Raw genomic sequence first — 24,397 nt, forward strand, 5'->3', positions numbered from 1 at the left:
ATCCGGCAAAAAACCGGGGTTTCGCTGTTGCAAAAAACAAGCGGATTGTTTATTTTATTATTACATTACTCTTCATAACCTTTTGGTAGGAGGCTTTATGAACGTGAAGAATTCTGCATTGGCTCTGGCGCTTTTGGGTAGCGCCGCCATGGCCGCAACGGCGACAGTCTGGACGGAAGATGGCCCGGGTACAATGGCCCCGGCCTCCTGGTATACCTATACGAGCGGGACGGGTGCCTCGGTCGATACGACGACAACGGCGGACAATGTCAAGGTGGCTACATTCAGTGTGACTCCGGGCAAGACAGAGAACAGCGCTGGCCTTGGCCTCACCTGGAAACAGGATCCCGACAATGGCTACAAGGATGTTCCCGTTTCGCTTGCGAACTACAAGGGCGTCTGCTTCACCTATAGGGCGACCGCTCCCTTCCGTATGGACTTCAAACAGTCCACCATCGCGGACTACAACTATTATGGTGCGGAACTCGCCGCGGGTGCCAAGAGGACCTTCGTCGCGTTCAGCAGCCTGAAGCAGGGGTGGACTTCCAAGACGACTGTCGCCTGGAACGCGAACTCGCAGACGGGTGTCCAGTTTGCCTACAAGAACACCCACGCGACTACGACCGTCAGCACCAACACGGTCGAAATAGTGAGCTTTATCCTGGCCGACGAGTGCGTGAACCACGCCCCGAACCTAGTCGACGGCGTTTCCGCTGCCGTTACCAAGGACCTCTACGAAGGTGATACGCTCCAGGTCGCTTTCAAGGAAATCTTCGAGGATGCCGACGGCGACGACCTGAACATCACGATGGCCCTCTCCGGCTATGCGCAAGATCTCGTGGGCTCGAAGAGCTACTCCATGAGCGATATCGCAAAGATCAAGAGCAAGGCGAACCCGATCGACAGCACGGAAGCCACGGCGACCTTCACCGCCAAGGATCCGGCAGGCAAATCCGTCACCTACACCGTCAAGCTTAACCTCATCGACCGCAAGAACGCGCCGGTGGCCGTAGACGACAACTACGAAATGAACGAGGACGAGACTCTCACGGTCAAGGACAGGGATGTCATGGCCAACGACTACGATGCCGATGACAACGGCTTCACGGCGACTGTCAAGGACGAACCGTCCCATGGAACGCTCGGATCGTTCAACGGTCTGACGGGCAAGTTCTCCTATACCCCCAACGCCGACTTCTACGGAACGGACTCCTTCACCTACACGATTACCGACGATGGCGGCCTGGAAAGCGAACCGGCGACCGTCACCATCACTGTCAAGAACGTGAACGACCCGGCGACCCTCTCCATCACCGATTCGCTGTTCTACATAGACGATTACACTGGCGACGCGAACAAGTTTTCCGACGGCATCGCCCTAAAGGAAGACTTTGCCGAATTCGACCTGTTCATCCCCACCGCCGACATCGTGTTCACCGACCCTGACGTGGTTGGCGCTGAATTCAACGTCCTCGCGAGAAGCACGAAGGGCAGCGTCGAGACCCTCCTGAAGAAGCGCGGCGGCTACTACATCGTCTCCGTATCCCCGGTTGCCGATGCGTACGGCGAGGACGCCATCCAGCTGTTCATCATCGATGACAAGGATACCGTGGGATTCTCCATCCCGCTCATGATTGAAGCCGTGGCCGACAAGCCCAAGGCGGTGGACGATACCTACTCCGTCCTCCAGGATACCGTGACTGTCGTTTCGGCCGCGAAGGGCGTGCTCAAGAACGACCTGAACCCCGATGATGCCGCATCCGCGCTGAAGGCCTTCCTTTCGACGGATGCTTCGCATGGCAAGGTCACTCTCGATACGACGGGTGCCTTCCGCTATGAAGTGGGCGCCTACGAGGGAGAGGATTCCTTCACCTACTTCATCGTCAATGCCGAAGGCGATACGTCGGATGTGGCTACGGTGACGTTGGATGTCGCCTACAGGAACCGCGCCCCGCAGGTTGTCGCTGGAATTGCGGATTCCCTCAAGGCTCGCTTTGCCGACCTCAAGGAAGATTTTACTAGCCAGTTCTCGTACACCCTCATGGAAATGAAGGGCTGGTTTGCCGATCCCGACGGTGATGCCTTCGATGTGACAGTCGCGAATCCCGACAGCATCCTGCATGTGGAGGTGAATACCTCGAAGATGACCGTCAAGTCCGTGAAGGACGCCTGTGGCGATGCTACACTCGTCGTGACCGCTACGGACAAGAACAAGAATTCGACGGCCCTCCAGATTCCGGTTCCGGTTGCCTGCGTCAACGACAGGCCGACGCGCTACGGCCTGAAGGATACGGTCTATGTCCCGATTTCCGGCTGGCAGAAGGTGTTCTATGTGTTCGATCTCTTCGAAGACGTGGACGATTCGGTGCTGGTCATGAAAACGACGAAAGTCCATCCGTTCCTGTTCGCAGAAATTGTCGGCGACTCCCTGTATGTCAGGCTGATCGAAGAACGCCTGGCGCTTCAGTATAATGTTGCTTACGAAGTCAGGGTGACGGCAACGGATGAAGCGGGCGAAACTTCCCCTGCGAAGGAGCTGGTGTTCGTCTCCAATCCGACTCCGATACCTGTTGTCGCGAATGCGCCCAAGGCCGGTTGGCAAGGTGCCGTCGCTGCCGACCATGGCAATGCGGTCATCTTCGACATGCAGGGCCGCGTGATGTGGCAGCACAGGCTCCCGGTAAGCGAAGACGCCGTGCGTAACGCCGCCGCTCAGGTGCAGGGCCGCAAGATCCTGCAAGTGAACAGGCAGACCTGGACGATTAAGTAATACGCTCCCGTGTCATTCCCGCGAAGGCGGGAATTTCTTATAAAATTGAAGGCCCCGCAGATTGCGGGGCCTATTGCACAAATAGATTAATTTATTTAGATTATAATTAGGGAAAGAAAGGAGGTTCAGAATGAAAAGACTCATGTTCTTGACGGGGGCGTTGTCGCTCGCCCTGCTCGCCTGCTCGGGAGACGATGTTTCCGGGACATCCGACAGCCTGGAATCTTCGGCTGCAGAGGACGAATCGTCGTCAAGCCTTCTTGTTGAAGAATCAAGTTCTTCGCTTGAGACATCATCCTCATCTTTGCAGGAATCATCGTCGAGTGCCAATTTTGCACTTTGCAAAGTTAGGGGTGATTGGGGATCGCGTGGCGGATGTGCNNGAAACTCCGCCTAGTGGTCACGGAGACCTATGGTCTACAGGCAATCTTAAGGTAAAAACAGCTTCTCTTATTGACCCTGCCTCTTTGGGTGACGGGGCGGGCCAGTTCTTTTTCGAAACAGATTCCGCAGAAGGAGGAGCATCTCGAATTATTTGGGGCGACAACCATATTATTTGGCCAGAATTCAGAGGATTACTTTTTGCCAATCTCCAGTTAGTGAAACAGAACCTTCCATACAATCCTTTCTGCAATATAGGTTTCAATGTGGCGGGATTTGATTCTAGCGGCAATGCGATATCCGCAGATGTTTCTGACTGGAACGGAATATGCATCCTTTACGAAGGTTCTATCAGTCCGACCATACAGCTGGACCTAGGTGATTCTCTCAATCAAAAGATAGGTCACTCATTGCCGTCTGTAAAAACGGTCTCTCAAAAGGAACCTCAATGCTACGAATGGAGCCAATTTAAGCAAATCGACCTTGACGAGGAATACGAGGCTATCTCGGGAGAAGAAGCGGCAAAAAAAGTTGTTAGAATCATATTTCATTTCCAAGACCAACCGGATGAAGAATTTGATGGGTACGAAATAATCGAGTTTATCGCCATCGGAACCAACCGGGAAGAGTAAACAAATACGAAAAGAGGCCGTGCGAATATGCGGGGACTTTAGAAAAGGAGGGTTAGAATGAAAAGATACATGTTCTTGACGGGAGCGTTGTCGCTCGCCCTGCTCGCCTGCTCGGGAGACGATGTTTCCGGGACATCCGACAGCCTGGAATCTTCGGCTGCAGAAAACGAATCGTCGTCAAGCCTTCTTGTTGAAGAATCAAGTTCCTCGCTTGAGGCATCATCCTCATCTATGCAGGAATCGTCGTCAAGCACCGATTTCGCACTCTGCAAAGTTAGGGGTGATTGGGGATCGCGTGGCGGATGTGCAGAAACTCCGCCTAGTGGTCACGGAGACCTATGGTCTACAGGCAATCTTAAGGTAAAAACAGCTTCTCTTATTGACCCTGCCTCTTTGGGTGATAGGGCAGGAGAGTTCTTTTTTGAAACGGATTCTGCAGAAGGCGGCGGTTCGGAAATAATTTGGACGGAACGGATTTTCGTTATACCTGAATTTAAAGGACTTCTTGAAGCCAATATTCATCTGGTTACAGGAACCCTTCCGTACAATCCTTTCTGCAATATAGGCTTCAATGTGGCGGGCTTCGATTCCAGCGGCAATGCGATTTCCGCAGATGTTTCTGACTGGAACGGAATATGCGTCCTTTACGAAGGTTCTATCAGTCCGACCATACAGTTAGATTTAGGCGATTCCCTCAACCAAAAGATGGGCCACTCCTTGCCGTCTGTAAAAATGGTCTCGCAAAAGGAACCCCAATGCTACGAATGGAGCCAATTTAAACAACCCGATCTTGAAGAAGGATACGAGGCTATTTCGGGGGAAGAAGCTGCAAAGAAAGTCGTCAGAATCGTATTCCATTTTCAAGAACAGCCGAATGAAGAATTTTATGGTCATGAGGATATCGAGTTTATTGCCATCGGCACCAATCGGGATGAATAAAGAAAAAAGGCTTGAAATGAAAGGATTCATGTTCTTGACGGGAGCGTTGTCGCTCGCCCTGCTCGCCTGCTCGGGTGACGATGTTTCCGGGACATCCGACAACCCGGAATCTTCGGCAGCAGAAAACGAATCGTCGTCAAGCCTTCTTGTTGAAGAATCAAGTTCCTCGCTTGAGGCGTCATCCTCATCTATGCAGGAATCATCGTCAAGTGCTTTCCATGCCCTGTGCAAGGTGAGCGGTGATTGGGGAAATCGTGGACAAGGTTGCGTTCGACGTGATCCGCATGGCGATGGAGACTTGTGGTCAAGGGGAAATCTTAAGGTAAACACGAGTATTTATATGGACAATCCTATCTCTTTAGGAGAAAAGGCTGGAGAGTTTTTTTTCGAGACGGATTCCGCAGAAGGCGGCGGTTCAGAAATAATTTGGGGAGATTGGATTTACGTTGTACCTGAATTTAAAGGACTTCTTGAAGCCAACATTCATCTGGTTACAGGAACCCTTCCGTACAATCCTTTCTGTAATATAGGCTTCAATGTGGCGGGCTTCGATTCTAGCGGGCATGTGATGTCAGCTGATATTTCTAACTGGAATGGGATATGCGCTCTTTATCATGGGTCTATCAGCCCGACCATACAGTTGGATTTAGGCGATTCTCTCAATCAGATAATCGGTTATTCTTTACCGTCCGTGAAGATGACTTCGCAACAGGAATCCCAATGCTACGAATGGAGCCAATTTAAACAACCCAATCTTGAAGAAGGATACGAGGCTATTTCGGGGGAAGAAGCTGCAAAGAAAGTCGTCAGAATCGTATTCCATTTTCAAGAACAGCCGAATGAAGAATTTGATGGATATGAAAATATTGAATTCATTGCCATTGGCACCAATCGGGATGAGTAAATAGAAGCGAAAAGAGGCCCCGCGGATTGCGGGGCCTTTGCTGTAATTTGGACTGGATGGGGCTTTGCGTCACTTCACCAGTGCTTCGGTGTCGAGGGCAATCAGCAGTTCTTCGTTGGTGGCGACGACCATCGCGGTCGGGGTGCCGTCCTTGCTAATGATGTGGCCGGATTCCTTGCCGTTCTTCTCGTTGCGGGCTTCGTCGATCTGGTAGCCGAGAATTTTGAGGTTGTCCATCGCCATCTTGCGGACAAGCTTGCTGTTCTCGCCGATGCCGCCGGTGAACACGAGCGCGTCGATGCGCGGGAGTGCCATGGCGATGCCACCGATTTCGCGGGTGAGCCTGTAGGCGAACGTTTCGAGGGCAATCTGTGCGCCCACATGGCCTTCGCTTGCGGCCTGCGTCAGGGTGCGCATGTCGTTAGAAAGTCCGGAGAGGCCGAGCAGGCCCGATTCCTTGTTCACGAGCTTGTCGAGGCGGTCGATGTCGTAGCCGTACTTCTTGCTGATGAAGAAGAGGATGGCCGGGTCAAGGGAGCCGGAGCGGGTGCCCATGATGAGGCCCTCGAGCGGAGTGAAGCCCATGGTGGTATCAACGCACTGGCCGTTCAGGATGGCAGAGCAGCTGGAACCGTTACCGAGGTGGGCCGTGATGAGGCAGACTTCTTCGGGCTTCTTGCCCAAAATCTTGGCGGCCTCGCCGGTCACGAAGCGGTGGCTCGTACCGTGTGCGCCGTAACGGCGGATCTTGTCTTCTTCGTAGAACTTGTAGGGGATGCCGTAGAGGTAGGCCTTGCGCGGCATGGTCTGGTGGAAGGCGGTGTCGAACACGGCGACCTGCGGGAGGCCCGGGAAGAACTTGGTGGCGCATTCCATGCCGGTGGCGTGCGCGGGTTCGTGCAGCGGGGCGAACAGCGTGATGCTGCGGATGTAGTCAATGACTTCCTGCGTGACGCGCTCGCTCTTGACGTACTTGCCGCCGTGCACCACGCGGTGGCCGATGGCTTCAATCGTGTCGGTGAGCTTCTGTTCGGCGAGGAACTTCTGTACCTCGGCGACGGCTTCGGCGTGGGTCGGGCAGTCGAAATTGAAGTCGATGTTGCCTTCGGGGCCCTTGGCCTTGACGTGGCCGTTCACGCCGATATTTTCGACGAGGCCGCTGGCGATGGACTGTTTGGTCTGGGTGTCGATAACGGCGAACTTGACCGAGGAGCTGCCGCAATTAAGAACGAGTACGCGCATAATGCTTCCTTTATAATTTAACTCGCAAAAAAATAGGAATTTTATTAACTACATTTGTGGCGATGTTCAAGAGAATAGCAGAATTTGACAATCGCGTGTCGGAGTACTGGACGAACCACCATTTTTCCGGACGTGCGAACAGAATCCTCAGGTTCTACGTGCGCCTGGGGGACGGCTATATCTGGGCCCTGTTCATTGCGTTCCTTTTCTGGAGGGTCGGGCTCGACAATTTTCTGCCGATTCTTTGGCATGCGCTGACGGCTCTTGCGATAAGCCTGCTTGGCTACTGGGTGATAAAGCTTTGGATAAAGCGTCCGCGCCCGTTTGACGCCAATCCGGCAATCAAGGCGGAGGTCCCGCCGCTCGACAAGTACAGCTTCCCGTCGGGGCACACGATGAACAACCTCGCGGTCGCATCGGCGGTGTTCTATAGCGTCCCGCAATATGGCTGGGTGATGGTCCTCTTGCCCCTCACGTGGGGACTCTTGCGCGTGTATTTTGGCGTCCACTGGCTTTCGGATGTGGTGGGTGGATTCCTGCTCGGCATTTTGAGCTATGTCATCGGACACGCGATATGGATCCTGGTGACTGCGACTTTCGGAATCGGCTGATGGATTTTGTTCTGGCTCCGGAATTCTTTTCTGCCATTGCATCCGATGAACGCGTTTTCCTTTTGATTCGCCACGGGGAGCGTCGGCATATTACGCCTGACGACCCGGATTTCGGGGCGCACGTGGGGCTCACGGAAAGGGGCCGCGAACAGGCTTTGACACTTGGCAGATGCATCCCTGCGGAAGGCGGGATGTCGCTTTTCTCGAGTCCGGTCGGACGTTGCATGGAAACTGCCGGATTTATAGAAAGGGGCCGGACGGCTGCACTCGGCATACAGGTCCCGAAAGAACCGGTTGTAGAACCGCTCGACTGCCTGGCGGAATACTTTGTCCAAAATTACGACGAGTACCTGAATGTGCTGCGTGCCGGTTTCTACGAGGGCATCTGCGAGTGGCTTGCTAGCGAGACTGCGGGTAGGCCACGCGGCGACAAAGAAGCGTTCGCGCCGCTGTCTGCCCGTTCCGAAGAGATGCTTTCGATGATGCTCGAAAAGGGGAATGCCCGTTTCAACATCTTCGCGACGCACGACGCCTGGGTGGTTCCGTGTCTCACGCATTTCTGCAAGATGCGCTTCACGCCGCAGCGCTGGATGAACTACCTCACCGGGATGGCTGTCGTGACGGATTCGCATAAGGCTGTCCGCCGCATCGTCCCTGTGACGGCGCTTGAAAACGGCTGGCTGGAATTTACGTAAGGCGGTTGGAGGCAGAGTCCGTTAGGTAGCCCATCGGCGGAAATCGGCGATTTTTTCGGATCCGTCGTTGTAGTGGATTCTTAGAACGGTTCCGTAACAGTTGTCCGTGCATTCATATTCGTCGATGGGTTCGACTTCTTCAAAATAGTATACCACCTTCACGCCGGCGGATCTCAGTGCATCGCCTGTTTCGGGGCGACCTAGACGCAAAGCCAAGTCCAATGTCGTGTAGGGCTTGTCGTCAACGATGTCAACTGCTGTGGCAAGGTCTGCTTCTAGCTTGTTGAGCCGGGACATCAGACGGATGAAATCGGCCAAGGCCTTGTCGCTGATATTCTTGTTGTTGAGTAGGCCGAAGATTATGTAAGGGGAGATGCTGTCGAGCAGGTTCCTTTGGGCGTAGAGGGTGGCAATTCGCAGGGAGCCGTCGTCGGTGTCATCGCGAGTAAGGAGATTGTAGTGTGCCCACTGTTCACCCACATAGGGGTAGCATTCGGGTTCGCATAGGAATGAACAAACGGTGGACCTTGCGTATGCATCGGCGCCCGCATCGAACAATATCTGAACCATTTTGTCCCGCTTGAGCCTTGTCGCAATATATAGTGGCGTAAAACTCTCCTCAAAAGGGTCCTGTACTCCGTAATTTGGGTCTGTAGTACAATCGTCCTTGTAGTCTTCCCAGAGGCATTCGTTTGTCATTGTCTTCACGGGGGAATTCGGGTCTGTCCGTATCTTGCATGTCGCGTTGACGTTGGCTCCCTTTTTAAGGGCCTGCCTTAATGCGTCGGCATCGTCAGAGACGATTGCCCTGAACTGGTCTTGGTTGGGGCCAGAGAAATAGAAGGTATGTTGCGCAAAGGCAAGAGTGGAGCAGAGGAGAAAAACGGGGAAAATAAGCCTTGACATGCAATGAATATATATATTTTCGATAGAGATGGAATCTGTGCGCTTGATTTTTTTACTCACCCTTTGGGGAATGGCGTTTTGCTTCGGAACGGAGGATTATCCTTTCGCGGGACTTCCGCGCCTTTTCATAAGCACGGAAAAATCCGTTCCCGTCATGGATCGGGAAAATGAAATCGAAGGGATGCTGGAAATCCAGGAAGATTCTGCTGTCGGGCCGAAAGACGCGCGGGCGATAACGATCCGTTGTCGTGGAAATTCGAGCTTCAAGGACATGCCCAAGCACAGTTTCAGGCTTCATTCCAAGAAGGCTTTTTCCCTCCTGGGGCTTCCGGCCCATAAGAATTGGGTCCTTGTCACGAACTATGCGGACCGTTCCCTCGTAAGGAACAAGGTGACCTATGCCCTGGCGAGCGCCCTGGGGGCAAAAGGGAGCCCGATGACGCTCGATGTAGAACTGTTCATCAACGGATCCTACGAGGGGGTTTATCTCCTGACGGAAACGCCCAAGGATGTTGCCAGGCGCACGGGCCTTGACGAAACCGACTACCTTGTGGAAATCGATGCGAAATACCATCCCGACGATATCGTCTTTTTCGACCGCGCGAAGCGCCCTTTCAATGTCAAGTCCCCGAAATCGGCGACTCCGGAACAGGTCGCAAAGATCCAGCGGCAGGTCGATGAATTTGAGAAGTTCCTGTCCGGGGCCTATCCGGATGCCGATGGCGTGGGGAAATTGTCCCGGTGGATTGACCTTGAAGGGTATTTGCGGTATTATTGGATACATGAGTTCTCCAAGAACCCGGATATATTCCTTACGAGTACATATTTTACCTGGAAGGAGGGTGAGCCTTTCTACATGGGACCCGTTTGGGATTTCGACGTTGCCTACGGGATCTTCCCGAAAGAGACGACCTACAGGGGATGGCTTGCACGAGGAAACGGGTGGAACCGCGCCCTTTTCAAGAATCCGGCTTTTCGGGAGGCGGCGTGGGATTACTGGAAAAGGTACCGTGCGGTATTTGAGTCGGTGCTGGATTCGGTTGGAGTATTTGCGGAAAGGCTTGCTCCCGCGGCGGAAAATAATTATAGGCGCTGGCCCATTTTGCAAGATACGCAAAACAGGTTCCACAGCGGCAGGTTCAAAAACTACGGGGAGGCGGTTCTTTCCCTGAAAAGGTGGATCAGGTTTCGGCTAAATTGGATTGATGAAATGCAAAAGAGTGCTCTCTTGTGCAGTTCTTGCGCGCTCTAGTGTCGGCTTTGTGTGAGCGATTTAACATGCGGATTTGCGGGGGGCGGCTTTATTTCTATTTTTACACATCATGAACTACAATACCAAGATTCTTTGCATTGGCGCGGGCTATGTCGGCGGCCCCACTATGACTGTTATCGCCGACAAGTGCCCCGATGTTAAAGTGACCGTAGTCGATATCAACCAGGCCCGTATCGACGCCTGGAACAGCGACAACCTTCCGATTTTTGAACCCGGCCTCGACGACGTGGTGAAGCGTGCCCGCGGCCGTAACCTCTTCTTCAGCACGGACATCCCGGCTGCGATTAAGGAAGCGGACATCATTTTCGTTTCCGTGAACACCCCGACCAAGACGTTTGGCCATGGCGCCGGCAAGGCTTCCGACCTGCAGTACTGGGAAAAGACCGCACGCAACATTCTGGAAATTGCCGACGAAGGCAAGATTATCGTGGAAAAGTCGACACTTCCCGTGCGTACCGCCGCCGCGATGGAACGCATCCTGAATTCTAACGACAAGGGCCTGCATTTCGAAGTGCTCTCTAACCCCGAGTTCCTCGCTGAAGGCACCGCCATCAACGACCTGTTTGAGCCCGATCGGGTGCTCATTGGCTCCCACCAGACGGAATCGGGCCTCGCCGCCTGCCAGAAGCTGGTGGATGTGTATGCCCACTGGGTGCCGCGTGACCGCATCCTCACGACGAACCTCTGGAGTTCCGAGCTCACGAAGCTCACCGCGAACGCCTTCCTGGCGCAGCGCATCAGCTCCATCAACTCCATCAGCGCCCTCTGCGAAAAGACCGGCGCCGACGTGGACGAGGTCGCCTACGTGATGGGCAAGGACCGTCGTATCGGCCCGAAGTTCCTCAAGGCCTCCATCGGTTTCGGTGGCTCCTGCTTCAAGAAGGATATTTTGAACCTCGTGTACCTGTGTGGCTACTACGGCCTCCCCGAAGTCGCCGCCTACTGGGAAAGCGTCGTGAAGATCAACGAGTGGCAGACTCACCGCGTGGTGGACCGCATGCTCGAGACCATGTTCAACACGATTGCAGGGAAGAAGATTGCTGTGTTCGGGTTTGCTTTCAAGGCGAACACCGGCGATACCCGCGAAAGCCCCGCGAACCTCGTGGTGCGCGATTTGCTCGCCGAACATGCACAGCCGGTCGTGACCGACCCGAAGGCTATTCCCGATGCCAAGCGCGACCTGAAGGACGTGATTGAACAGGTTGAGTTCGAAGAAGACCCCTACAAGGCTGCCGAGGGCGCCCATGCCGTGGTTGTGTGCACCGAATGGAAGTGCTTTGCCGAACTTGACTGGAACCGCATCTACAAGGGCATGGCGAAGCCCGCTTTCGTGTTTGACGGCCGCAATATCCTGGATGCCGACGCCCTCCGCAAGATCGGCTTTGAAGTGTCCAGCATCGGCAAGGGCAAGGCGGAATAGTTTTTAACCGGGACGACTGGTATGGCTTCTATTAGTGTTTTTGGGTTGGGATACGTTGGATGCGTAGGTATTGCCTGTTTGGCCAAGCTCGGCCATCGCGTCATTGGCTGTGACGTGGACTTCAACAAGGTCTCGCGAATCGCCATGGGACTTCCGACGATTGTCGAACGCGATATCGACGAAGTGATGATGGAAGGCTTCAAGGCCGGACTCATCTCGGCGACGTCTTCTGCCGAGGAAGCCGTGCTCAAGTCCGAAATCTCGTTCCTTTGTGTCGGCACTCCGAATGCTTCGGATGGCCGCCTGGATACGTCGTTCCTTGTTTCGGCGGTTCGTTCCATTGCGAACGCGATCCGCTCCAAGTCGACGTTCCATATCGTGGTTATCCGCAGTACGGTCCCTCCCGGAACGAACGCCATGGTGAGCGAGATTATCGAGAAGGTTTCGGGCAAGCGTGACGGCATCAACTTTACGGTCGTCTCCAACCCGGAGTTCCTGCGCGAAGGCATGGCCGTCGCGGACTTCTTGAACCCGCCCCTCACGGTTATCGGCAGTCTTCACCGTCGCGCCCTCAACAAGCTCAAGGAACTCTATTCCGGCCTCGGCAGCGAGATCGTGGAAGTCGACCCGAAGGTCGCCGAGATCATCAAGTTTGTCAACAATTCCTACCATGCGCTCAAGGTCGCTTTCGGTAACGAGATTGGCGCTATCTGCAAGAAGCTCGATATCGACAGCCACCAGGTGATGGACCTGTTCTGCAAGGATACGCAGCTCAATATCTCTCCGTACTACTTCAAGCCGGGCTTCGCCTATGGCGGCTCGTGCCTTCCGAAGGATTTGCGCGGACTGAACTTCCTTGCCGAATCGAACCAGGTGGAAGTGCCTATCCTCGGTTCTATCGAGAACAGCAACAACCTCCACATCCAGCGCGTGCTGGAACGCGTGCAGCAGATTGGCGTGCGCTCCGTGGGTATCGTGGGTCTCACCTTCAAGGCAGGGACCGATGACCTCCGCAATTCGGCCGCCATACGCCTGGCAGAAGCGGTGCTCGGCAAGGGCTGTGCGCTCCGCATCTATGACCGCTACTTGAATATCGCGCGCGAGAAGGAAACGAATTTGAAGGAACTGAACCATCGCATTCCGCATTTGCTTCCGCTTCTGGACAAGGACGTAGAATCGGTGGTGAGCAAGGTCTCTCTCGTAATCGTGACTGTCAAGAATCCCGAAATACCAGATTTGATCCGCAAGTATCCGGAAATCCATTTCCTGGATTTGGTCCGCTTGAAGGATTCGTCCGTGGAAACGCTCCCGAACTACGAAGGATTCTGCTGGTAATAGTGTCATGGAACTTGCGAATAAAAAAGTCTGTATCGTTGTCGAAAACCTACCCGTTCCGTTTGACCGCCGCGTGTGGCAGGAGTCGCTCGCCCTGAAAGAGGCGGGTGCCGAAGTGACGGTCATCTGCCCTCAGACGAAGACCTACCCGCTCGAATACGAGGAACTCGAAGGCATCAGGATTTATCGTCATCCGCTGCCGGAGGCGAACCGTTCCATCGAGTATATCAAGGAATACCTCGGGGCGCTCTATCACGAAACCCGCCTCCTGTTCAAGGTGTTCCGCAAGCAGGGCGTGCAGGACGTAATCCATGCCTGCAACCCGCCCGACCTGATTTTCATTGCGGCGGCCCCGTTCTTCTTCTTTACGCGCTGCCGGTTCCTTTTCGACCACCACGACATCAACCCGGAACTCTGGATTGCGAAATTCGGCAAGAAGGGGCTGGGCTACAAGGCGATGCTCTTGGTGGAACGCCTCACGTACCACTTTGCAAGGCATGCCATCGTGACGAACGAATCCTACAAGGAAATCGCCATGCGCCGCGGGCACAAGCGCGAAGAGGATGTGACCATCGTGCGTAGCGGCCCGAACATCTCGAAGCTGAAGGTGGGCCCGGCGAAACCCGAAGTCAAGAAGGGCTTCAAGCACTTGGTGGGCTATATTGGCGTGATGGGCAAGCAGGAAGGTATCGACCTGTTGCTGCAATCCGTCGACTACATCGTGAACAGGAAGGGCCGCAAGGATATCCGCTTCTGCATCATGGGCGGAGGCCCCGCGCTTGACGAGTTGCGCGAGATGAACGAGAAGATGGGGCTTACGGACTATGTGGAGTTCCCGGGGCGTGTGTCGGACGAATATCTGGCCGATGTGCTCAATACCGCCGATGTTTGCGTGAATCCCGACTTGCCATCCGAAATGAACGACAAGTCCACCATGAACAAGATCATGGAATACATGGCGTTCGGGAAGCCCATCGTGCAGTTCACGCTCAAGGAAGGGAAGTTCAGTGCCCAGGAAGCCTCGCTCTATGCGAAGAATACTGACACGGACGACTTTGCCGAAAAGATCCTGTGGCTGCTCGAAAATCCGGAGAAGGCTTCCGAGATGGGCAAGTTTGGCCGCGAGCGCGTGGTGAACGAACTCAGCTGGGATTTCGAGAAGCCGAAGCTGATCGGTGCCTACAAGAAGCTGCTCGGGCTGTAGTTTTACTCTTTGCTTGAAAAGTCGATGTCCAGCGTCTGGATGAGAGAATCTAGACGGCGGGAAATTTTTTCGGCGCCTAGGGATCCTAGATGGTCCCTGTCATAGGCCATGTCGTCCGTATAGTCGTGTTCGCCCATCTTGTTTTCGTCCATGAATACGACGTGGGGATAGTCCTGCGAAATGTTTTGGATTGATTCTAGCAATGCGGGGGCTTCGCTTCTAAGTATTCCGTTCTTGCCGTATGCCCCGGTATTTCGAAATGACGGACTCTGCGGTGGCTCCAGGATGATGACACGGATTCCTTTGTCGGCTGTAAGGCGTGCAATTTCTTTGAGCAGTTCGAGGTTCTCGTTGAAAGGTGTCGGGTCGTTGACGTGCCAACTGCTGTCGCCATTGACGGACGGGATGGAATCGCCCCATCCGCGGTTTTTTTGTGATTTGTAGCCTCTTGTCTGGAGAATCGTCTCTTTCATTGTCTTGGATTTTCCTAGGGACTGTTCTGTTGCCTTTAGCATTTTTTTGGGGATGACGTCTTTCCAATAATCGTGACTCTGGTCATAGACCCATCCGGGATAGGTCCATGCTTCCGAATCCCAGAAACTGTCGAGGTATTTGAGCCTGTCCATGCCGGCTTCGACGACGATACACTTGAGATTCGAGAAATGCGGCAATACGTAGTTCTTGAAGAGGAAGAACGAGCCTATGAGCGTGTTGTGGTCGTTTGCCATGTTCAAGGCGAAATGCGGTTTTCGGATTAGTTCGGGGATCACCGAGTGAAATGTCCGGGAAGAACCGAGGATGACGACGGTGGCTGAATCTCTGTATTGCCACAGGAGTTGCATTTTGTACCTAAACTTTTCGGCGTCTTCGCTTCCTCCGACGGTGTAGTATATTCCTGCGCTGTCCGGATCGAGTTCGAAGTCGATTCCCGCTTCGGGAGTTTCGGTTGTTTGCGAGGAATCTTCGCTGCCTGCTGGACCTTTTACTTTGCGCTCGACCCAAAGACACGGGTGCCAGAGTTCATCGCCTTCGGCAAGTTCGATGGTGCTGCTGTCGGATGGGCTTGCGAGTACGATTTTCGTATGCGCGCCGTCCGTATTCGTGATGGTGGCGACGATATTCGAGGTTTCGCCGTCGCTGGCCCATTCGCTGTGATCGAAGGTGAAACCCGCGGGCGCCTTGATGGTCTGCTGCAGTTTGCCGTTGCTGTCGGCGATGAGAATGCGCTCGTGCGTGGCATAGTTTTCGCCGGCGAATGTCCTGCCGGGCTTTCCGCCGAAGTCGAGGAAGAGCGTGCGCTTGCTGCCGTCCTGGGCGAGCGATGCGTTGCAGGCCTGGGCCGTGTCGTACCAGATGGCGTTTGCCGCCTTGCCCGTAAGCGTGGAGGCGGAATCGGCGATGCGTGCGCGGAGCAGACGCGCTCCCGTTACGGCGAGCATGTTGTCTTCGCTGATGCCGCCGTGGAACGCTCCGTCGAAGAGCTTTTCCGGAGTGCCGAACTTGCCGCCCGCAAATTTCACCTGCCAGGTGGATGAGTTCTTGAAGGCGGCTTCGTCCTTGTTGTTGCCTGCGTCGGTTACGTAGACAATCACGGTGTCGCCGTTCCTGAGCACGCGCCATCGCGGGATGGCTGCGCTTTCAACGTCGAGCTTTTTGAGGTTCGTGCCTTCGGCGTTGAGGTCGCGCACGTAGAGCGATGATTTTCCCGAGACGCCCTCGGGCTTGGTGCAGAACGCCACGAGCTTGCCGTCGGGGGAAATATCGGGGTGGTAGACTTCTAGGGTGTCGTCGATTTCGGTCTCGGATAGATTGCCTTCGCCGTAGTCGATGTAGGCGAGGTTCCCGCTGACATCGTTGCGGAAGGCGAGCAGCATGTTGTAGGTCCCGGTGTAGGATTTTAGCGTGGCCACGTTGGAAAGCGGCGTGACGATGCTTCCTTTCACGTTGCCGCTCGCGTCGAGCCATACGGGATTCGGGATGGCGCCGAAAGCAAGCCTGAAGCCGATGCGGTCGGCGTGCGATGACGCCTCTACGGTGTATTCGTCCCCGCGTGCGACGATATTCAGTTCGGATGCGCGGTCCGAGAAGTAGCCACCCTTCAGCACGCGTTCGCCGAGGTCGCCTCCGTCGGGAGCGCCCAGGTAGTTCGTGACGGACGTGTCGCGGAAACTTCCGGCCCAGTCGTTGACCCATTCCTTCACGTTGCCCGCAAGGTCGCAGAAGCCGAGCGTGTCCTTGCCGATGCTGCAGACGTCGTGCGTGCGGAATCCGGAATTGTCCGCGTTCCAGCTTTTGCTTTCGGGATTCCATCCCTGCGATGCGGCGAGAACCCATTCCGCCTCGGTCGGCAGGCGGTAGGCTTTGGCCTCGGGGTGGAACGCGAAGCTTTCCAGATAGGTGCAGTGGCCTTCGCTGTCGAAGGCCGCCTTGCTGTAGGTGTAGGCGGTATCGCGGTTCTCGAGTTTGCCCTTGGCGTTCGCGAAGAGCGCCGCGTCGTAGTAGGTGATGTCGGCGAGCGGGAGGCTGTCGCCGTCGCAATTGCCAAAATCCTTGAGACTCATTTTCGTTGCGATTTCGCTGTATTCCCCGCAAGTGACTTCATGCTTCCCGAGATAGAAATCGTAGTCGAGGATGACCTTCATGGCGGGGCGCTCCGATGTCCTGTATTTGGAATCGTTGCTGCCGAGCGTTGCCGTGCCTGCATGGACGAGAATCATACCGTCTATTTCGGGAACGTCCGTTGTTTCTTCCATGTATTCCTGCGTGCTGTTGCTGCATGCGAGGAGCAACAGGGAGCTCAGGTATATTGCTAGGAAACGGTTCATACAAACATCCTTCTTCGTTGTAATAATATATATTTATCGTGTGAGTCTATCGTGGTATTTAAAGCGGCTGCGGACATTTTCTGCGGGCGAAGTCTTTTTTCGGGTTCGCCAACGCGTCCGGACCCATATTTTGGACAATTTAAGGCAGGATGGTTCTGGCACCCAGTTGTCGATTCCCGATTCCGAAATCGTGAAGAATCCTGACGCGCACTGCTATTATCCGGTTTTTGACCAGAAGCTCGATATTTTCAAGGAAATCGACTGGCATCTTGATCTTTCGACAGGGAAACGGTTCCCGCAGACATTTGCCCACAAGATAGACATCCGCAGTGACCGCTACGGGAGTGCCAAGCACGTGTGGGAAGTGAATCGCATGCAGTTCCTGCTCTACCTTGCTGGGCTTTACAAGTCGGGCGGTGACCTAAAACATCTCGTGCTGTTCTGCCACCATCTGGGAATGTGGCGCAATGCGAACCCTTACATGGTGGGCGTGAACTGGTACAGCAATATCGAGGTGAACCTGCGGCTTATCTGCTGGGCTTTTTGCTGGCAGCTGCTGGATATTGACAGCCTGCGCAAGGAAAACAGCGCTATCGAGGAGTTCGTAACGGAAGCGTGGTGGCCGATGATCTGTGAACACGCGGAATATTCCTACAGGCATCCGTCGCTCTGTTCCTCGGCGAATAACCACCTGATTTCGGAATATGCGGGCCTGTTCGTTGCGGCCTGCAAGTGGAATATCCCGCACCGCAATGCGCGCCTGAAATATGCGAAGGCGGGGCTCGAACGCGAAATCCTCAAGCAGAATACGGCCGAGGGGGTGAACCGCGAGGAGGCTGCGGAATATATCCAGTTTATCGACGACTTCTTCTTGATTGCCGCTGTGGTGGGCGATGCAACGGGGCATCCGTTCTCTGCCACATACAAGGAACGCCTGCACGCCATGGCAAATTACATGAATGCCATGCTCGACGTGAATTTCAATTACCCGATGTACGGCGACGGCGACGACGGGTTCGTGCTGCGCCCCGATGCGGGCGGGCATTTCAACAACTTCAAGTCGCTGCTCGTCTCGTTTGCGACATACTTCGGCGCTTCCTCGTTCAAGCGTGCGGGCCTCGTATGGGACGAGAAAAACGAGGTCCTGTTCGGCAGTGCGGGCCGCGAGAAGTTTGACGCCTTGCAGGTGACCCCGCTTGCGGATGGCAACAGGTTCTTTGCAGGGAGCGGGCATTTTATATTCAGGAAAAATGAGGGCCGCGAAACCTACCTGCATTTCGATGCCGCCCCGCTCGGGTTCCTGAGCATTGCGGCGCATGGCCATGCGGATGCGCTTTCGTTTATTCTGCATGTGGATGGAAAACCTGTCATCGTTGACCCCGGTACGTTCACCTACCACACGCACAAGGAACTGCGTGCCTATTTCGTGAGCACGCTTGCGCACAATACGGTTTGCGTGAACGGCAGGAACCAGGCCGAGCAGGCGGGCCCCACGATGTGGCTCAACCATTACAAGGCGACGGTGCTAAGCTACGACGAGGCGAAGGGCTTTGTCGAGGCGACCCACGACGGTTACAGGGCCGAGGGCGTTTCGCATACGCGCCGTGTAGAATTCAATCGAGATGCGGATGAATTTGTTATCACGGATAAGCTGCGCTGCGCAAAGTCGGCGACTCTCGAAATCTCGTTCCACCTGCATCCGGCCGCCGTTGTAGATTTGCGCGGGACGGTCGCCGAGGTCTCCGTGCCGGGGAGCCGCCGCGTTTCGATTGTGCTTGATGGAAAACTCGCATACGCCGTCCGCGAAGACGGCTGGTATTCGGAACACTTTGGCGAAAAGGTCCCGACGAAATACCTATATGCAAAAGCCGACTGCGAAGGCGAAATGGAATTCGTGACCAGGATTAAGGTGCTCGGATGATTGAATGTATTTGTCACATAGGTCCTGCGCTCGACGTGCAGGGCGGCATCAGCTCCGTGCTGGTGAGCTATACGAAACTGTTCGGTCTCCCGCGCAAGAACTTCATCGCGAGCTACAACGGCTCGTTCGTGAAGTCGCTCCCGATGTTTACTTTGCTTTGCCTTAAGCTCTTGCTGTGCCCGCCGAAGGCTCCGCTTGTCCAGATACATACGTCGTTCAACGGGAGCTTTTTTCGCAAGTACCTGATTAGCCTCTGCCTCCGCCTGCGCGGCAAACGCTACATCGCGCACATTCACGGAAGCCAGTTCAAGAGGATGTGCTCGACGGCGCCTTCGATAGTGAAGGGTTTTATCCGTAGTTACTTCAGGCATTCCGCGATGGTCATCTGCATTACACCCGACATGCAGGAATTTTTGGATGAATTTGTCGGCAAGGGAATTTGCCGCTACAGTGTCGTCCCGAATCCGTGCGATACGCTGGCGGATGCTCCCGCAAACTTGGAACGCCCCGAAGGCTCTCCGGTCCGCATCCTCTTTGCGGGCCGCTACGGCCACCGCAAGGGGGTCTACGACTTGCTTGTCGCATTTAAGAATGCGAATTTCAATGTTCCCGCGGAACTGTGCCTGTTCGGTGACGGCGAAGTCGAGAAGGTAAAGCAGATTGCCGAACGCGACAATGCGGAATTTGCGGATTGCGGCAAGAAAATTTCTGTTTCGGGCTGGGTGAGCCGTGGCGATTACCTGGAGATGATTCGCGGTTACGACCTGCTCGCTCTGCCTTCGTATTCCGAGACTTTCGGCATGAGCCTGGTGGAAGCGATGGGCCAGGGCCTGCCCGTGATTTCGACATTCTCCGGCGGCGTTCCCTACGTGGTGCGCAACGGCGAAGACGGCATATTGTTCGAGGCGGGTGACCTGCCGGCGTTGCAGAACGCGCTGGAGCGACTTGTGAATGACCGCGCTCTGCGCATGCAGATGGGTAAGGCCGCCTGGAAGGATTGTACGGAACGATTTGCGGGTGGAATAGTTTTGCAGGGACTCGAATCGGTGTATGCGCAGTTGAAATAGTTTTTATATTTCTATGGTACTAGATGGAAGCCCGATGAAAAAAGAAACCAGCAACATAGATGTCGAAAAACTCAGGCCGATCAAGTCCGTGAAGGAACTTCAGGGAGTCTTGCTGGGTATAGCCAAGGTCTTCCACCAGATTTGCGTAGAAGAGAATATCCCCTACTACATGGTGGGCGGAACGATGCTCGGATCCATCCGTCACGGCGGCTTTATCCCCTGGGATGACGATATGGATTTCGCCGTGTCCAGGAAGGATTTCGAACGCCTGCTGATGATTCTGCCCGAGCGGCTGCCCGCGCCCTACAGGATGCTCACCCGCAAGGATACCGCGTCCGTCACCGGCTTCCTGAAAATTTCCGACGAGCGAACCCTGCATGTGTATCGCTGGACGGACGGACAGGAACGCGATTACGGTGTTGATATCGACATCTTCCAGCTCGACCCCGCGACGAGCAAGACGCGCGGGCGCATCAAGGATTTTATCTTGAAGATGCGCGGCTACAGGGTGCTGAGCGCGAGGAATCGCTCGCTTTCGAAGAAGATTCTTGCCTATTTAATCAAGACGGTGTTCTTCTTTGTCAGCAGGGACATGATTTACAATTTCATCGAGCGCCACCTGGTAGAAAAGAAGGGTGACCTTATTGCGAATACATATGGCGGGACCGCGAAGGCCGAAACGATGCCCAGGGAATACATGGGCGAACCCAGACTCTACAAGTTCGAAGATACTCAGTTTTATGGAGTGGCCATGCCCGAGGAATACCTCACGTCGCTTTACGGAGACTGGAAAACGCTGCCGCCCGAAGACAAACGGCATGACCACATTGTTTCCATGTACTGGCGGGACGAAGAATGAAGAAGGTCATCACATACGGCACATTCGATTTGCTGCATCAGGGGCATATCAACCTGTTGCGTAGGGCGAAGGAACTCGGTGACTACCTGATTGTCGGGGTTACCAACGACAATTTCGACCGCGAACGCGGAAAGCTGAATGTCCGCAACAACGTGCTCGAACGCGTCGAAGCCGTGCGTGCTACGGGCTTTGCCGACCTGGTGATTATCGAGGACTATGTCGGGCAGAAAATTGACGATATCCAGAAATACGATGTCGATATCTTCGCGATAGGTTCCGATTGGGAAGGCAAGTTCGATTACCTCAATGAATTCTGCGATGTCGTGTACCTGCCCCGCACGGAAGGCATCTCCTCGACGCAGCTGCGCGACCAGGACCAGGAAACGGTGCCTGTCGGCATTGTTGGCTGCGGCCGTGTTGCCCAGCGCTTCCCGCAGGAAGCCGACGTGGTGAATGGCGTGCGCGTCGTTGCCGCATACGATGCCGATATCGAAGTCGCGAGGGAATTCTGCAAGAACCACTTGGCCGATGGCGCTTGCTGCAAGTCTTACGACGAATTGCTTTCCAGGGTTTCCGCCGTATATATCGCGACTCCGCACCTTTCGCACTATGAATGCATCAAGAAGGCGCTGGAAGCGGGGAAGCACGTGCTTTGCGAAACGCCCATGGTTCTGAAGAAGGACGAGGCGAAGGAACTCTACAAGTATGCCGAGGAACATAGCCTCGTGCTGATGGAAGCGAACAAGACGGCGCACTGCCCGGCGTTCAACCACCTGATGGTAATGATCAAATCCGGGCTGATTGGCGACGTGGTGGATATCGAGGCCTCGCTTTCGCAGTTGCTCGACAAGAGCGGTCGCGAATTTGACAGCAAGCAGGCGGGCGGTTCCCTGTACGAGGAAGGCAGCTACCCGCTGCTCCCCATTTTCAAGCTGATGGGAATCGATTACGAGGAACTGCGCCTGTTTTCCCGCATCGAGAACGGGATTGACGTCTATACGCACGGAATTTTTAGGTACCCGAAGGCGGTGTGCTCCTTCAAGGTCGGGCTTGGCGTCAAAACCGAAGGCAACCTGGTGATTTCGGGAACGAAGGGCTACGCCTATGTGCCGGCTCCCTGGTGGAAGACGGACTATTTCGAGCTCCGCTACGAAGACCAGAACGATAACAAGAAGTTCTTCTACAAGTGGGATGGCTTCGGGCTCCGCTACGAAATTCAGGAATTTGTCAGCTGTATCGTGAACAGGCGTTTCTCTTCGGCTCGCCTGCGTCGCAGGGAAAGTATCGCCATGGCGGAAGTCATGGAGCAGTTTTCCGACAGGAAAAACTTTACGGAGATTTGACGGATGCTCAATTTTACAGTAGGTCCGGTGCAGTCGAGCGAAACCGTAAGGGAGATTGGCTCCCATCAGGTTCCCTATTTCAGGACGGCCGAGTTTTCCGATGTCATGTTCGAGAACGAAGCCTTGGTCAAAAAATTCGCGAAGGCTCCGGAAGGCTCCCGGGTCGTATTCATCACGGGTTCGGGTTCGGCCTCGATGGAAGCGTCCATCATGAATACGCTTGCCTCTGCGGACAAGGTGCTCGTTGTTAATGGCGGAAGCTTCGGCCACCGCTTTGTGGAACTACTCCAGCTGCACCAGGTGCCGTTCGAGGAGATTGCGCTGGAGGCCGGGACTCCGCTTGCCGCGAATCATCTGGCACCGTTCGAGAACAAGGGCTTCACGGCGTTCGTCGTCAACATGCACGAGACGTCGACGGGCATCCTGTACGACATGGACATGATAAGTGCGTTCTGCAAGAGGAACGGTTTGTTTCTGATTGTGGACTGCATCAGCTCTTTCTTGACCGATCCGTTCGATATGGGGGCATTGGGCGCCGATATCATGATTACGGGTTCGCAGAAGGCACTTGCCTGCCCGCCGGGAATCTCCGTCATGGTGCTTTCGCCGCGGGCGCTTGAACGCGTGTCGAAGACAAAGTGCGTCTGCCAGTATCTCGACTTGCAGATTGCGCTCAGGAACGCGGAACGCGGTCAGACCCCGTGGACGCCCGCTGTCGGGACACTGTTGCAGATAAACGCGCGACTTAAGGAAATCGATGCCGCAGGCGGTGTCGAAACTGAAATTGCCCGTACGGCGCATCTTGCTCGGTACTTCAGGGACCGAATCAAGGCGTTCCCGTTCAAGGAATTTTCTTGTTCCCCCTCCAACGCGGTGACGGCGCTCTGTCCGACGACGGTTTCGGCGAACGACCTGTTCCTGAAACTGAAGGACGAGTATGGAATCTGGATTTGCCCCAACGGCGGCGACCTGAAGGAAAAGGTTTTCCGCGTCGGCCATATCGGGTGCCTGACGGAGAAGGATTACGATTGCCTGCTCGCCGCCTTTGCCGACCTACAGAAGAAGGGATTCATCTGATGGATTTTGTCCTGATTTGGGTTGACGGCGGTGACGAGGAGTGGCTGAAGGAAAAGGCCAAGTATTCCGGCACGCCTGTCGACAATGCCGCGGCGCGCTTTAGGGACTGGGGCCTGCTCAAGTACTGGTTCCGGGGCGTGGAACAGTTTGCCCCTTGGGTGGACAAGGTCCATTTCGTGACGTGCGGACACACGCCCGCGTGGCTAAACCTGGATCACCCCAAGATCAACTTTGTCAGGCATTCGGAGTATATTCCGGCGAAATACCTGCCGACATTCAATTCGCACACGATTGAGCTCAACCTGCACAGGATAAAGGATCTTTCGGAAGAGTTCGTCTATTTCAACGACGACATGTTCCTTGTCGCTCCGGCGAAGCCGACGGATTTTTTCAGAAACGGCCTGCCTTGCGATGAAGCCTCCATGCAGTTCCTGCTGCCCAAGCGTTACAATATTTCCAAGTCCATCGACGGTCACAACATGGGTGTGCTGAACAGGAATTTTTCGAAGAAGAAGTCCGTTCGCAAGCATCCGTTCAAGTTCTTTCATCCCGCTTACGGCCTGAAGAACAATCTCTATACCCTCTACACGATGGCGTCGCCCGTTTTCCCGGGTTTCAAGCGGACGCATACGGCGCAGTCGTTTTTGAAGAGCACATTCGTGGATCTCTGGGAAAAGGAACCCGAGGTTCTCGATGCGACATGTGCCTGCAAGTTCAGGTCGTTCTTCAACGTGAACCAGTACCTGTTCAGGTACTGGCAGATCGCCCAGGGACGTTTTGCACCTGTGAACATGCATTCGGTGCGACAGCGCTTCGACCTGGATGTCGACGATGCGGGCGATATCGCGAAGGCGATTTGCGAAAGGAAGTACAAGGCGATTTGCATTAACGAGGACGAAAACGAGAACCTGGACGTGTTCGAGAACATCCAGAAAAAACTTGTCGCCGCGTTCGAGCAGATCCTGCCCCAGAAGTCAACATTCGAGAAGTAAC

General features: G+C 54.7%; 18 protein-coding genes. 15 read left to right on the plus strand and 3 right to left on the minus strand.

Annotation, left to right across the window (positions count from 1 at the left end):
• Positions 1–97: 97 nt before the first annotated feature.
• The 3 genes from B4B27_RS06310 (at position 98) to B4B27_RS06320 (ending at position 5,626) form a co-directional block, all read left to right on the plus strand.
• Positions 98–2,770, plus strand: coding sequence for a cadherin-like domain-containing protein (locus B4B27_RS06310; protein ID WP_290724797.1), 2,673 nt, complete (start codon positions 98–100; stop codon positions 2,768–2,770).
• Between the two features lie 1,070 nt (positions 2,771–3,840).
• Entirely contained in the window at positions 3,841–4,722 is an 882-nt protein-coding gene (locus B4B27_RS06315; RefSeq protein WP_290724799.1) for a hypothetical protein, read from the plus strand.
• The gene (locus B4B27_RS06320; protein ID WP_290724801.1) at positions 4,658–5,626 is read left to right on the plus strand and encodes a hypothetical protein; all 969 of its coding nucleotides are present in this window, start codon (positions 4,658–4,660) and stop codon (positions 5,624–5,626) included. Before B4B27_RS06315 ends, B4B27_RS06320 begins: the two co-directional genes overlap by 65 nt.
• A gap of 69 nt (positions 5,627–5,695) precedes the next feature.
• Here the strand turns inward: B4B27_RS06320 and B4B27_RS06325 are convergent, their stop codons facing one another.
• Entirely contained in the window at positions 5,696–6,868 is a 1,173-nt protein-coding gene (locus B4B27_RS06325) for an acetate/propionate family kinase (RefSeq protein WP_290724803.1), read from the minus strand.
• Between the two features lie 62 nt (positions 6,869–6,930).
• On the opposite strand from B4B27_RS06325, the gene B4B27_RS06330 reads away from it, so the two are divergent.
• Together B4B27_RS06330 and B4B27_RS06335 are read left to right on the plus strand one after the other, a co-directional pair.
• The gene (locus B4B27_RS06330; protein ID WP_173380863.1) at positions 6,931–7,479 is read left to right on the plus strand and encodes a phosphatase PAP2 family protein; all 549 of its coding nucleotides are present in this window, start codon (positions 6,931–6,933) and stop codon (positions 7,477–7,479) included.
• Entirely contained in the window at positions 7,479–8,174 is a 696-nt protein-coding gene (locus tag B4B27_RS06335) for a histidine phosphatase family protein (RefSeq protein ID WP_290724805.1), read from the plus strand. Before B4B27_RS06330 ends, B4B27_RS06335 begins: the two co-directional genes overlap by 1 nt.
• A gap of 21 nt (positions 8,175–8,195) precedes the next feature.
• On the opposite strand, the gene B4B27_RS06340 is transcribed toward B4B27_RS06335, so the two are convergent.
• Positions 8,196–9,080, minus strand: a complete 885-nt coding sequence (locus B4B27_RS06340; protein ID WP_290724807.1) for a hypothetical protein — start codon at positions 9,078–9,080, stop codon at positions 8,196–8,198.
• Positions 9,081–9,150: 70 nt separating this feature from the next.
• On the opposite strand from B4B27_RS06340, the gene B4B27_RS06345 reads away from it, so the two are divergent.
• From B4B27_RS06345 to B4B27_RS06360, 4 genes are all read left to right on the plus strand, one after another.
• Positions 9,151–10,332, plus strand: coding sequence for a CotH kinase family protein (locus tag B4B27_RS06345; protein WP_290724809.1), 1,182 nt, complete (start codon positions 9,151–9,153; stop codon positions 10,330–10,332).
• A gap of 70 nt (positions 10,333–10,402) precedes the next feature.
• Positions 10,403–11,773: a nucleotide sugar dehydrogenase gene (locus tag B4B27_RS06350; RefSeq protein WP_173380865.1), complete on the plus strand. Its 1,371-nt coding sequence runs from the start codon at positions 10,403–10,405 to the stop codon at positions 11,771–11,773.
• A gap of 21 nt (positions 11,774–11,794) precedes the next feature.
• Positions 11,795–13,108, plus strand: a complete 1,314-nt coding sequence (locus tag B4B27_RS06355) for a nucleotide sugar dehydrogenase (RefSeq protein ID WP_173380866.1) — start codon at positions 11,795–11,797, stop codon at positions 13,106–13,108.
• Between the two features lie 7 nt (positions 13,109–13,115).
• A complete protein-coding gene (locus B4B27_RS06360; protein ID WP_290724814.1) occupies positions 13,116–14,312 on the plus strand; it encodes a glycosyltransferase family 4 protein in 1,197 nt (398 codons plus the stop codon).
• Positions 14,313–14,314: 2 nt separating this feature from the next.
• Here B4B27_RS06360 and B4B27_RS06365 read toward each other — a convergent pair whose 3' ends face one another.
• Positions 14,315–17,137, minus strand: coding sequence for a TIGR02171 family lipoprotein (locus tag B4B27_RS06365; protein ID WP_290724816.1), 2,823 nt, complete (start codon positions 17,135–17,137; stop codon positions 14,315–14,317).
• Here B4B27_RS06365 and B4B27_RS06370 point away from each other — a divergent pair.
• The 6 genes from B4B27_RS06370 to B4B27_RS06400 are packed head-to-tail and all read left to right on the plus strand — an operon-like array spanning position 17,064 to position 24,396.
• Entirely contained in the window at positions 17,064–19,058 is a 1,995-nt protein-coding gene (locus B4B27_RS06370; RefSeq protein WP_290724818.1) for a heparinase II/III family protein, read from the plus strand. The genes B4B27_RS06365 and B4B27_RS06370 overlap by 74 nt on opposite strands.
• Positions 19,055–20,125 (plus strand): glycosyltransferase family 4 protein, encoded by a 1,071-nt coding sequence (locus tag B4B27_RS06375; protein ID WP_290724821.1) that lies wholly within the window; start codon positions 19,055–19,057, stop codon positions 20,123–20,125. The genes B4B27_RS06370 and B4B27_RS06375 overlap by 4 nt, the downstream gene beginning before the upstream one ends.
• 34 nt (positions 20,126–20,159) lie before the next feature.
• A complete protein-coding gene (locus B4B27_RS06380) occupies positions 20,160–20,984 on the plus strand; it encodes a LicD family protein (protein WP_290724823.1) in 825 nt (274 codons plus the stop codon).
• Entirely contained in the window at positions 20,981–22,327 is a 1,347-nt protein-coding gene (locus B4B27_RS06390) for a Gfo/Idh/MocA family oxidoreductase (RefSeq protein WP_349678231.1), read from the plus strand. The genes B4B27_RS06380 and B4B27_RS06390 overlap by 4 nt, the downstream gene beginning before the upstream one ends.
• 3 nt (positions 22,328–22,330) lie before the next feature.
• Positions 22,331–23,404 (plus strand): pyridoxal-phosphate-dependent aminotransferase family protein, encoded by a 1,074-nt coding sequence (locus B4B27_RS06395; protein WP_173380870.1) that lies wholly within the window; start codon positions 22,331–22,333, stop codon positions 23,402–23,404.
• Positions 23,404–24,396 carry a stealth family protein gene (locus tag B4B27_RS06400; protein WP_290724825.1) on the plus strand — a complete coding sequence of 331 codons (993 nt, stop codon included), beginning with the start codon at positions 23,404–23,406 and terminating at the stop codon, positions 24,394–24,396. Before B4B27_RS06395 ends, B4B27_RS06400 begins: the two co-directional genes overlap by 1 nt.
• Position 24,397: the final 1 nt, after the last annotated feature.

This window comes from Fibrobacter sp. UBA2449, from assembly GCF_002342555.1.
Classification (GTDB): domain Bacteria; phylum Fibrobacterota; class Fibrobacteria; order Fibrobacterales; family Fibrobacteraceae; genus Fibrobacter.

Coding starts and splice junctions, on each gene's coding strand:
- B4B27_RS06310 (WP_290724797.1), top strand. CDS start 98: ATGAACGTGAAGAATTCTGCATTGGCTCTGGCGCTTTTGGGTAGCGCC.
- B4B27_RS06315 (WP_290724799.1), top strand. CDS start 3,841: ATGAAAAGATACATGTTCTTGACGGGAGCGTTGTCGCTCGCCCTGCTC.
- B4B27_RS06320 (WP_290724801.1), top strand. CDS start 4,658: ATGAAGAATTTTATGGTCATGAGGATATCGAGTTTATTGCCATCGGCA.
- B4B27_RS06325 (WP_290724803.1), bottom strand. CDS start 6,868: ATGCGCGTACTCGTTCTTAATTGCGGCAGCTCCTCGGTCAAGTTCGCC.
- B4B27_RS06330 (WP_173380863.1), top strand. CDS start 6,931: ATGTTCAAGAGAATAGCAGAATTTGACAATCGCGTGTCGGAGTACTGG.
- B4B27_RS06335 (WP_290724805.1), top strand. CDS start 7,479: ATGGATTTTGTTCTGGCTCCGGAATTCTTTTCTGCCATTGCATCCGAT.
- B4B27_RS06340 (WP_290724807.1), bottom strand. CDS start 9,080: ATGTCAAGGCTTATTTTCCCCGTTTTTCTCCTCTGCTCCACTCTTGCC.
- B4B27_RS06345 (WP_290724809.1), top strand. CDS start 9,151: ATGGCGTTTTGCTTCGGAACGGAGGATTATCCTTTCGCGGGACTTCCG.
- B4B27_RS06350 (WP_173380865.1), top strand. CDS start 10,403: ATGAACTACAATACCAAGATTCTTTGCATTGGCGCGGGCTATGTCGGC.
- B4B27_RS06355 (WP_173380866.1), top strand. CDS start 11,795: ATGGCTTCTATTAGTGTTTTTGGGTTGGGATACGTTGGATGCGTAGGT.
- B4B27_RS06360 (WP_290724814.1), top strand. CDS start 13,116: ATGGAACTTGCGAATAAAAAAGTCTGTATCGTTGTCGAAAACCTACCC.
- B4B27_RS06370 (WP_290724818.1), top strand. CDS start 17,064: ATGTATTCCTGCGTGCTGTTGCTGCATGCGAGGAGCAACAGGGAGCTC.
- B4B27_RS06365 (WP_290724816.1), bottom strand. CDS start 17,137: ATGAACCGTTTCCTAGCAATATACCTGAGCTCCCTGTTGCTCCTCGCA.
- B4B27_RS06375 (WP_290724821.1), top strand. CDS start 19,055: ATGATTGAATGTATTTGTCACATAGGTCCTGCGCTCGACGTGCAGGGC.
- B4B27_RS06380 (WP_290724823.1), top strand. CDS start 20,160: ATGAAAAAAGAAACCAGCAACATAGATGTCGAAAAACTCAGGCCGATC.
- B4B27_RS06390 (WP_349678231.1), top strand. CDS start 20,981: ATGAAGAAGGTCATCACATACGGCACATTCGATTTGCTGCATCAGGGG.
- B4B27_RS06395 (WP_173380870.1), top strand. CDS start 22,331: ATGCTCAATTTTACAGTAGGTCCGGTGCAGTCGAGCGAAACCGTAAGG.
- B4B27_RS06400 (WP_290724825.1), top strand. CDS start 23,404: ATGGATTTTGTCCTGATTTGGGTTGACGGCGGTGACGAGGAGTGGCTG.